Origin of the sequence: Nostoc sp. FACHB-152 (genome assembly GCF_014697475.1) — a bacterium.
GTDB lineage: Bacteria > Cyanobacteriota > Cyanobacteriia > Cyanobacteriales > Nostocaceae > Nostoc_B.
The window spans coordinates 1-10,103 of record NZ_JACJRV010000140.1 but is presented as its reverse complement, the minus strand read 5'-3'; the positions used below and the strand labels follow the sequence as shown (position 1 = coordinate 10,103).

At 38.8% G+C, this 10,103-nt stretch carries 9 protein-coding genes; 4 read left to right on the top strand and 5 right to left on the bottom strand.

Annotated features, from left to right (window positions below):
* Positions 1–1,068 (top strand): glycosyltransferase (locus tag H6G76_RS35280; RefSeq protein ID WP_190710836.1); only part of this gene is annotated, 1,068 nt, incomplete at its 5' end.
* Between the two features lie 174 nt (positions 1,069–1,242).
* Here H6G76_RS35280 and infC read toward each other — a convergent pair.
* Positions 1,243–1,770 (bottom strand): translation initiation factor IF-3, encoded by a 528-nt coding sequence (infC, locus tag H6G76_RS35275; RefSeq protein ID WP_199337635.1) that lies wholly within the window; start codon positions 1,768–1,770, stop codon positions 1,243–1,245.
* A gap of 197 nt (positions 1,771–1,967) precedes the next feature.
* Between infC and rpaB the strand changes: the two genes are divergently transcribed.
* A complete protein-coding gene (rpaB, locus tag H6G76_RS35270) occupies positions 1,968–2,693 on the top strand; it encodes a response regulator transcription factor RpaB (RefSeq protein ID WP_190710835.1) in 726 nt (241 codons plus the stop codon).
* A gap of 466 nt (positions 2,694–3,159) precedes the next feature.
* Entirely contained in the window at positions 3,160–3,351 is a 192-nt protein-coding gene (locus H6G76_RS35265; RefSeq protein WP_190710834.1) for a hypothetical protein, read from the top strand.
* A 15-nt stretch (positions 3,352–3,366) separates the two neighbouring features.
* Here H6G76_RS35265 and H6G76_RS35260 read toward each other — a convergent pair whose 3' ends face one another.
* Both H6G76_RS35260 and H6G76_RS35255 read right to left on the bottom strand, forming a co-directional pair.
* Positions 3,367–3,651, bottom strand: coding sequence for a hypothetical protein (locus H6G76_RS35260; RefSeq protein ID WP_190710833.1), 285 nt, complete (start codon positions 3,649–3,651; stop codon positions 3,367–3,369).
* 155 nt (positions 3,652–3,806) lie between these two features.
* On the bottom strand, positions 3,807–4,388 hold the full coding sequence (locus H6G76_RS35255) for a TIGR00730 family Rossman fold protein (RefSeq protein ID WP_190710832.1): 582 nt from the start codon (positions 4,386–4,388) through the stop codon (positions 3,807–3,809).
* 509 nt (positions 4,389–4,897) lie between these two features.
* Here H6G76_RS35255 and H6G76_RS35250 point away from each other — a divergent pair.
* Entirely contained in the window at positions 4,898–5,479 is a 582-nt protein-coding gene (locus H6G76_RS35250) for a dihydrofolate reductase family protein (protein WP_190710831.1), read from the top strand.
* Here the strand turns inward: H6G76_RS35250 and H6G76_RS35245 are convergent.
* Entirely contained in the window at positions 5,469–5,942 is a 474-nt protein-coding gene (locus tag H6G76_RS35245; RefSeq protein ID WP_190710830.1) for a shikimate kinase, read from the bottom strand. The two genes, H6G76_RS35250 and H6G76_RS35245, sit on opposite strands and share 11 nt — an antisense overlap.
* A 395-nt stretch (positions 5,943–6,337) precedes the next feature.
* Positions 6,338–10,006, bottom strand: a complete 3,669-nt coding sequence (locus H6G76_RS35240; protein WP_190710829.1) for a DUF3883 domain-containing protein — start codon at positions 10,004–10,006, stop codon at positions 6,338–6,340.
* Between the last annotated feature and the right edge of the window lie 97 nt (positions 10,007–10,103).

The window sequence follows — 10,103 nt, the reverse complement described above, 5'->3', positions numbered from 1 at the left end:
GGGGAAAAGCTCAAGCCCCAGACTAAAGAAAAACAGTTACGTCAACAGATGCAGTCCGCGTGGGTTGCTTGCCAGGGAACTGAAGTAATCATCTACACGCCGCCCTCAAACTGGGGATACCACATAGCCGAAAAATTAGGCGTACCCTGCTTCATGGCATCAGTTGTGCCGTTGACTCCCACAGGCACGTTTGGATTTTTGAGATTCGCTCGACTAACAAAAAACCCGCTCAAGAAAGTTATCAACTACGCCAGCTACTTCATTGCAGAGTTTCTGTATTGGCAGAAATACCGAAAACTAATTAACCATTTCCGAACCGAGACGTTGAAATTGCCGCCGCTACCATTTTTGGGTAGCAGATTTAGGAGAAAGACTCCAGCGAACGTTTCCCGAATCCCCGTGTTGTACGGCTTTAGTTCGCACGTTATTCCAAGACCCCATGACTGGCCAGCGTGGGCGTATGTAACTGGGTTCTGGTTTATTGACCGTGCTGATGAGTACGAAAATGAAGCCCCTGATGAACTGTGGGATTTTCTAGGATTCAAGCAAGCACCACTATGCTTCGGATTCGGTAGTATGACCATGCCCAACCCAGAATATCTGACCTACTATATTGTGGAGGCTCTGAAGAAAACACGGCAAGGTGGCATTATACTGTCAGGCTGGGGTAATGTGGGTCGAATAGTCAATCCCAAAGATTCGCGGCGAGTGTTTGCGATCGCCGATGTTCCCCATGACTGGCTACTGCCGCAAGTGAAGGCAATGGTACATCATGGTGGCGCAGGTACAACGGCGGCGGTGTTAAAAGCAGGGATACCCTCAATCGTCGTACCTTTTTTCGCAGATCAACCAGTGTGGGGTGAGATGCTAATGCGGTTAGGAATTAGCCCTGCACCAATACCATACAAGGAAGTAACAGAAGACACTCTAGCGGCAGCGATTGAAGCTGTACTGGGTGATGAGGTGATGCTTCAAAAAGCCCAGGAGTTAGGTGAGAAGATTCGGGGTGAAGATGGTGTAGCGAATGCGGTTGAGGCTTTTCATCGGCATTTGGGGTTGATGGGGTAGTTCACTAAGTTGATGTATGCACGAGTGCTTACTGCTGCCAAAAGTTCTTTATATTAACCCCAAAATAGCAAAGCTGTCCTGGTAAAAGTCCAGAACAGCTATGGCATTGTTAATGCTAAACTAGCTCGAATTTCTAATTGTGAGAACTCCAAATACAACAGCTAGAGAATTAATTTAAGCAGGAATAATTTGAGCAGTAAGTGAACGTTTATCAAGTGATTGGACTTTACCTACTTGGCTTAAGGCAGTGGCCGTCCGTTCTAGCAATTCGCCAGCTTGTTCACGATATTGATTTTCTCGACCACGTAAGCGAATAGCAAATTTAACAGAATCGCCTTTACTCAACCACTTAACAGCTTGCTCAATACGTAAGTTATAATCAGCAACTCCAATATTAGGACGTAGCCGAACTTCTTTCACGGTTGGTCTAGCACTTTGTCCCTGACGTTTTTTCTTTTGATACTGAAGCTTACCATAGTTGAGAATCTTGGCGATTGGAGCGTCTTGGCCTTCGGAAACTACAACTAAGTCAAGCTCTAAGCTCTCGGCTAACTCTAAAGCATCGTTAGTATTTACTAAACCACGATTGTTATTTTCGTGATCAATCAAGAAAACTTGGGGTGACTTGATTTGTGAGTTAATTAGTTGCTTTTGGATGGTGATAAGGTTGTCCTCTGATTTTGTAATACTTAATAGATTCAAGTAACACTTGCTAAACAAATGTTCTTGTGAATATATAGTAACGTAATATGTCGTTTAATTTGATTCGCAAAACCCGTCAACTCATATTCGGCAGAGGTGAGTTAACAAAAGTTTAAATAAGATATATGAGAGCAAGAACTTCAACAATCAATTACTCAAATATCATAATTTTTTAACTGTACATAAGCATTGAAAACGTGGAAAGCCGTAAAGAAAAAATCTTGGTGGTAGACGACGAATCAAGCATTCGCCGGATTTTAGAAACGCGACTGTCCATGATTGGCTACGATGTGGTCACGGCTGGTGATGGTGAAGAAGCACTCGTGACGTTTCGCTCTTCCTCGCCAGACTTAATCGTTTTAGATGTGATGATGCCACTCCTTGATGGTTATGGCGTATGTCAGGAATTACGTAAAGAAACTGATGTACCAATTATCATGCTCACAGCCCTAACAGACGTTGCAGATCGGATTACTGGTCTGGAGTTAGGTGCAGATGATTACGTCACAAAACCATTTTCCCCAAAAGAGCTAGAGTCGAGGATTCGTTGCGTACTGCGGCGACGGGCCAGTAGAACAAGTGCTGCTATTCCCAGTTCGGGAATCATGTACGTCAGCAATATCAAAATTGATACATACAAGAGGCAAGTCCACAAAGGTGATGAGCGGATTAAATTAACAGGTGTAGAATACAGTCTGCTGGAATTACTGGTGATTCACTCAGGCAAATCGTTTTCTCGTGGAGAGATTTTACAGCGAGTCTGGGGATATACTTGTGAGCAACACGCCGATAGTCGTGTGGTAGATGTGCATATCTCCCGATTAAGGGGAAAGCTAGAAGATGACCCGAATAATCCAGAATTAATTTTGACCGCCAGAGGAGCCGGCTATCTTTTTCAACGAATTACTGAACCAGAGCATTGATGATGAAAAGGGCAATTTTGTACACCTAGCCAGCCGCGCTTTTGGCGATCGCCTCAAGAATTATTTCTGATTAACTACACCAAGATAGCCTCTAGAACAACGTTAGCGATGCGTTGGCGTTCATGAGAGCCGCGTCATTCCAGTAGTACAATCAACCGCGTTCGCCCTTGGCGCAGCCAAGGGCGAACCGCGCTTATTGTGGGTTTTGGCTCGGCGCAGTCAGTTTAGAGAAAAAAGAAGCCCAATCGTCAAAACCCTAGACATAGCCTTGTTTGTAGACATTGCTAATATTTTGATAAGTAATCCACAGCCATATCAGCAAAACACCCACACTACCCCTGACTGGCAATGCTTGAGAAGTCCTGGTGATGAGAATGAGTAGTAGCCACAAAAGGAACTTAAAATTTGGGTGACTTGCTTGCTTTCATCGAGGACAATTACAGATAATTCAGCTTCACACTCACAAATGCCCCAAATCAAAGTTGATACAGTTATTTGCATCAACGGCAGTATCCTAATCGTCTATTACACGCCCGGCCAGTGCTGGCAGTTTCGGGTCATCAGGCGTAGAGGTGAAGTATTTGGGGAGCAGAAATTGTATTACACTGCAAGAGCAGCATTGAAGATGGGTTTGAGTTGGTTAAAAGATGAAGTGTGAAGCGTAACCCTTGCCTCAAGACCGATTGTGAGTTAACTGTACCAAGATAGCCTCAAGACTTTGTAAAGCAGCGTTTGTAGTGCGTTGGTGTTCTTCAAAGTTGCGTCGATGTTCTTCATGAGAGTCCCGTAATTCAAGAAGTACATCGTCTAAAATTGCGCTACGAGCCAGTACCCGATTGACATTTTCGGTAAGTAAATCTAACTGCTGTTGAGTGTGGGATTGTCTTTCAGCCAAGCCCAATACAATTTGCTCAAGTCTGTCTAGTCTGCTGGGGAAATACTCAGGCGTGTCAGTCATATTACTTTAATCAGTCCCTACTAAAGATTATATAGAGTTGTAACCCTTGATTGCACGTCATGAGTGCGCTGGTGTTTTTGGGGCGTTGCGGCGATGTGTTTTGTGAGAGTTGCGTCATTCAAGTAGTACATTCTAGCAATCAGGTGCGATCGCGCTTATTGTTGGTCTTGGTCAATCCATTTATGTACGTTAGGAACTTCAAATTGACTTAACTTTTCCATTAATTCCACAGGAGTTTCCCCGACTAAAACAATACTTCTGTGTTCAGGGCGAATAAACTGCTCTTTTGTGGCATGGTTGAGGAAAGAAATTAATCGGTTATAAAACCCGTCAATGTTTAATAGTCCACAAGCTTTGCGATGAAATCCCAGTTGAGTCCAAGTGGCAACTTCACAAAATTCTTCCAATGTACCTAACCCACCAGGGAGCGCAATAAAGGCATCAGCCAGCGAAGCCATGAGCAATTTACGCTCGTGCATGGAGCCTACAACTCTGAGATCGCTTAAACCAGTGTGTGCGATTTCCTTATCGACTAAGGCTTGTGGCATGACACCAATAACTTTTCCACCAGCAGCCAGTACAGAATCAGCGATAGCTCCCATTAGTCCTACTTTTCCCCCACCATAAATAAGGGTAATTCCACGCTGTGCCATTTCACTACCAAGACTTTGCGCCGCCTCAAGATAGCTATTGCGATTACCAAAATTAGAACCACAGTAAACACAAATACTGTTCATCAATTTTTTCTTTTGAGCCAACTATCAAAAAGCAGTCTAGCAGTAACATTGGCTGGCTGGAGCATTTTTTCAATCCAATCATTAACGATGGCGTGGTAGACATTGCGACTCAAAATCTTCTCAAAAATTATATTCCGCACAGTCATATTTTGATAAGTAATCCACAGCCATATAAGTAAAACACCCACACTCGCCCCAACAAGCAATGATTTCGTAGTCCGGGTGATGAGAATGAGTGACCATATAGTGGAAATTCAACCGGGAGTGATCGCCAGATTAGCAGCTAACGAAGAAATCAACTGCACCCCCAGTTAGGGCCACCCGTCTAATTCTCAGAGTGCAGAAATACCTTGTAGTATGTAGTAATCGCAAAGTAGGTGATCGCTCCCATTCCCCCAAAGCCTCATTGCTGCACCCAAAGCAAAACCCCCGCCGTGCGAAAATGCGAAGTACGGCTTGATTACTTGGTTGAGTAGTGTTGCTAGCAACTGTTCAAAAAGGATGTCAATATGCGAGAACTGACTTATTTTGTGGCTTGCAGCGTTGATGGATATATTGCTCAGATCGACGGTTCACATAACGGCTTTTCCCCAGATGCTAAATATTTTGCTTCTTTAGGAGCCGACTTTCCGGAAACTTTTCCATCACAGTTTCGTGAGGTAATGGGTATCCATGCTGAGAATAAGTGGTTTGATGTTGTTCTCATGGGGCGAAAGACTTACGAGGTGGGATTGAAGGATGGGATAACCAATCCTTACTCACACATGAAACAGTATGTCTTTTCACGCAGTATGCTCTCTAGCCCAGATGAGAATGTTGAACTTGTTAGGGAAAATGCTGTTGAGTTAGTCAGCCATCTCAAAAGTGAAACAGGAAAGGGTATTTGGCTGTGTGGTGGGGCGGATTTAGCCACAAAGCTTTTTGCTCAAAAATTAATTGATCGGTTAATCCTGAAAATCAACCCATTTTTGATGGGTTCAGGCATTCCACTGTTTTCAGGAGTAATTGGGCAAACTGCTTTAGAACTGGCCAATAGCAATATCTATGAAAACGGGGTTGTACTACTGGATTACAGGGTGATTAATCAGTAAGTTCATATTTTCTGCCATTATACTGGTCAAATAATGAGCGATGAGATGAGTAACTAAATTCATCATCGTGTTCTTTATATTGTTGAATCCAGTTTTGGAGAAACTCAAATGTTTCTGCTTGTGCCTGGATTGATGGAAATTTGTGCGCCTCCCAAGGACGATGGCGATTATTTTCAACGCACTTGCTGATACCGGGATTGAGGAAATAAACTTCGGTGGCAAATTGGAGAGCAACTTGGATTAGTGTACTGTAACAGCCCTCAATGACCCAGGAAATATTATGGTCTATAAAGTTTTGTAAATCATTTACTATATCTTCTTGAGGTCGGCGGATAGCAATTTGATTAGGTTGCCAAACGATAGTATCGAGATCCAGTATTGGAATACTGAGATCTTTAGCAAGTTTATTGGCGAGAGTAGTTTTTCCAGAGCCGGAATTACCAAATATTAAAATTCGATACATGACGGTGGTGATTTAACTTCAAGAGGAACTTAAAATTAGTGTGACTTACTTGCTTTCATTAAAGACCATTGCTACCTCCCGCAACATTACACCACCAGATGTCCGCTATTAGTTAAATATTGAAGCATTAAGGGAAACATAGTAAATAATTAAACCCAGTTTTACGAGGTTCATCATTTACAAGGGATGTACCCACAAGCGGTAGCGATCGCACACCATAGGCAAACCAGCGTCATAGCACTTGGCCAAAGCACGTTTGAACAACTGGTGCTTAGGTGGAGTCGATGGAAATTAGCTGTTTTGGTGTGACTGAAGAATTATAATATTGTTTGCTTGATGTTGAAGTGATGCTAGGGGTATCGGTGAAGCCGTTACCCTTATTTATATTGCTATTTCTATATCCGGAGATAAACAGAATTTACACGGAGACTACCTTCAAGCCAAAGTTGACTGGGATTGGAAATATCAATAAGTGTAGCGTGTTGAGTTCCCGCATCATAAACTCGATATATATGAAAGTTGTCTCCTAAATCATGAGCCAATTTCCATTGAATACCTGATAGCTTTATCAATTTCTTAGCTCCAGGTTTACTAGACTTAACCTCTATATAATCTTCTCGACTCTTTTCAATTAATTTGATATCATACCCTGCTGTTTCGTGAACTTTGTTTAACCACTGAACCTCAACTACTACTTGACTCTTAATTTTAATCAAAAAACCGTATTGGTCTTCTTCTAATTCGCCTGTAGGATACTTAGCACTAAACTTTCGTCTTAAATATTCAACAGCAAATTTTTCGCCCCAGATGCCACTAGGCTTTGTCCCCTCACTTAACTCATCTTGACCGCTCTCTTGTAGTTCTCTGATTAATTTAAAGATTGGTTGATTTGATGCTAATTCAGATTTACTTTTGCTAAAAGTGGTTTGACCTAAAACAGTTTCGTGTTCAATTAACTCAGTAATAGATGGAGTAATAATAGATTCATTAACCCTTTCAGTACTGAGATATTCTTGAGATGTAATTATTGTTTGCGGCCACTGAAGAGCCTCAATTTTTTTGACTTCTCTAGGGTCACACTCAGGCTCCCATTGAGTATCTATTTCCAAAGCGTAAATATCTTCAGTAGCAAATGCCTGATCATTTTGATATACATTTGTTGATTGTGATTTAGCTGAAATTTGATCTGGATCTATTTTGTGGTGCTTTTGATCTGTAAACTCAACGTTTTTATCCGTCGCCTCTGTTATTCCTATAAAATGAGTCTCCGCTAGATAAATACTTGAGCTTTCAAACCACTGTTTTTCTTCAGCAGGTAGCGGCTGAATATTTTTTATTCTCATGTAACTTTCAATTTTGTCTGGGGTTCTTTTATCAAACAGCAACACTAAAAATTCATCCATGCCTTTTGGACAACCAAAGAGTTTAGAAATCTCCAAAGCTAAATAATCTGTATTTGATAAACTGTCTGCTTGAATGTAGAGATTACCATTGTACAGGAAAGCACTTCTTTGAGTACAAGCTGATTGCTCGTTAAGAAGATACTTAATTTTAAGGTTTTTAACCCGGTAACACACTAAATTTTTAAGTTGAACTAGGGTTTGATTGCTTTTAAGCTGTTCATAAGTTTGGTGTTCTAATTGGTAAAGATAACGTAGAGCGTAAGGTATCAAACTTTTAATCTGCTCAGTCAGCCTTTCTTCCTCAACTCTTTGTTCTTGTTCAATTGCTAGTTCAGTCTTAATAATCTGGGAAATATAGCGAATACCAGTTGCTTTGATGAAGTGCTGGAGTTTTAAGTAGTAGAATGGAGGAATTTTGAGGAAAGCTATCTGAGGATTATCTTTAAATAAGTCATAAATTTCTTCGTTATCATTTATTAACACATTATTAGCTGTGCAAAAATTTTCCTGATTTGTCCAAAATATCCGTTGACTTACAAATTTACTCCACCAATCTTCTGAGGTAATAGCAGAATTATTTAATTGTTGATAAATTTTAAGTAATATTGTTTCATCCTTTTCATTCAACTTGGGCTTTCGAGATAATGCAAACAACCAATCAGCATAATCCTTTAAGTCAGTTATTCTAACCTTTATTCCTAAATCTTTAATGAAATCTTGATTATTGAGAGCAATGGCTAAGTATGGAACACTATCTCCTAGTATTGATACCGTTTCTGGTTCAGCTTGAAAAATTTCTAGAGGTTTAGCTAAACTGCCGTTCGTAGTAGGAAGCCAAGCTGCTGTTTTAATCTTGGCAAACCAATCACTATCTCTGAATTGATAAGGATGCCAACGAGCATCAGAACCATAATAATAATTCGACCACTGCTTCAACTGTTTATAGTAACTCCAGTTAGAGTCTAAAATTTCAGCTAGTCTTTTATTTTTCTCTACATTATTTATTTCAATGATTTTCAAAATATGAGATGAACTATAAATACAATAATCATGGGTATATATATTTTTTTTATTAGATCTATGAGAAACGATGTGTACTTCTTTATTAACTTTTGGTAGAGTATGCACACCTAATTTCACGAAAAAGTTTTTCCACTCTTTGATTTTTTCTGCTTTTTCACTAGCATCGTTTATGTGAGTAATATGTTGAATATACTCTGGAGATACGAACCAAACATCTTGTATTCCACTTAACAATTTTTCTAAATTATTTTCATTACCGTAACTAGCAGGAATATAAACTTCATTTGGACGTAAATAGCTATTTTTATCTGTTTTTATCCGCAACGAAACTTTCAAATTTTCTAATGGATCTTTTCTATAATAAGACCAAGAATAAGGGTTGGTCTTTTTGTTAAATTCTTTTTCATACTCTTCTAAGTTATCTTTAATGTAAAAAATATATCCTAAAAGTTGATCGCCTTTGCTTTCCCAAAAGCTTCCTTGATAAATGGGTAATATATAATTCTCGATAATTTCGTAAGGGGAAGCATTCTGAAGACCCAATTTTTTTAGAAACTCTATTACTGAATTTTTAGAGTCCTGAATCGTTGATTCAATGAGAGTTATTTTAATGAATTGAAGTTCCTGTTCAAATTCAAATCCATATATTCCTTTATCTTTCAATGGAAAAAATATGAGGGTTTCCTGAGTTGAAGCCAATTTATTATTTTCTAAAGGAATAATTTTTAAATTTTTTAGCTTTGATAAATCTGTTATATTGCAATTTTTTAAGTAAATGTAGAGATTTATAAACCATGTATCATTTTGTTTCTTTACCCATTCACTATTCTGTAAACACTGCAATAAATCATCAAGACTAAGTTTTTTAACCCCAAGAGTTTCAAGAATAGGCATTTTGGCTTTGACTTCGGGGTGAATATACTCTTTGTTTAGAAGTTGTTGCAAATCATTATTAGAGATTAATCCTCTAATTTGTTCATCTGCTTGTACAATCTGAGAAGGAATCTGCCATTTTTCTGATTCAGTTAAAATACACCTAATAACTTTTAATTTGTTGTATATTTCATTAACTACAGGAATAAAAAACTCATCTTTAACTTCATGAGTTAATGGAATATAGTTATAATAATTTTTGTTAAGCTTAATGTCTTGTTTAAATTCTTCTACAGCTGACAAGAATGTAGCAGCAATATTATCTCTTATCCATTTATTCCAACGTGTATCTTTATGAATGTCTTCTCGATTGGCTGGAACTAGAAAATCAGCTTGTATAAGAAACTTAAATCCGTAACTACGGGTAGGAAGAAAAGCAAAAACTTTTTGTTCTAATCTTGTATCTGCTGTACCATCCTCTTGCAAACTAAAGGCAAGAATTAATTCAGTCAATTTAACATTTTCTCTTTTTTCTTCTTGAATATATTCAGGTACATTTAAGTTGTTTTTTACCAGTTTATAAGAATGCTTAACTATGGATTCTGTAAGTTCCTGTATCTCTATTTTTCCATCTAAGTCTAGGCGTTTAATTTGGCGAAGCTTATTTGTAACTTTATTATCAATAATAATGTTTTTAACTTGCCGGAGAAAGAGAATTAAAGTATGTTCAATATCACCTAATTTTACTAACTCATCTTTAGCCAATTCTCGAAGCGGTAAAACAATATTAGTTAAATTTAAATGGCTCTCCCAGAGTAACTATGGTAAAATAATATAAGAAAATTAAATAAAACTTAGATAA

Bases quoted from the DNA above. Each gene is read 5' to 3' on its own strand.
- H6G76_RS35250 (WP_190710831.1), top strand. From the start codon at position 4,898: ATGCGAGAACTGACTTATTTTGTGGCTTGCAGCGTTGATGGATATATT.
- H6G76_RS35245 (WP_190710830.1), bottom strand. From the start codon at position 5,942: ATGTATCGAATTTTAATATTTGGTAATTCCGGCTCTGGAAAAACTACT.
- H6G76_RS35260 (WP_190710833.1), bottom strand. From the start codon at position 3,651: ATGACTGACACGCCTGAGTATTTCCCCAGCAGACTAGACAGACTTGAG.
- H6G76_RS35255 (WP_190710832.1), bottom strand. From the start codon at position 4,388: ATGAACAGTATTTGTGTTTACTGTGGTTCTAATTTTGGTAATCGCAAT.
- H6G76_RS35265 (WP_190710834.1), top strand. From the start codon at position 3,160: ATGCCCCAAATCAAAGTTGATACAGTTATTTGCATCAACGGCAGTATC.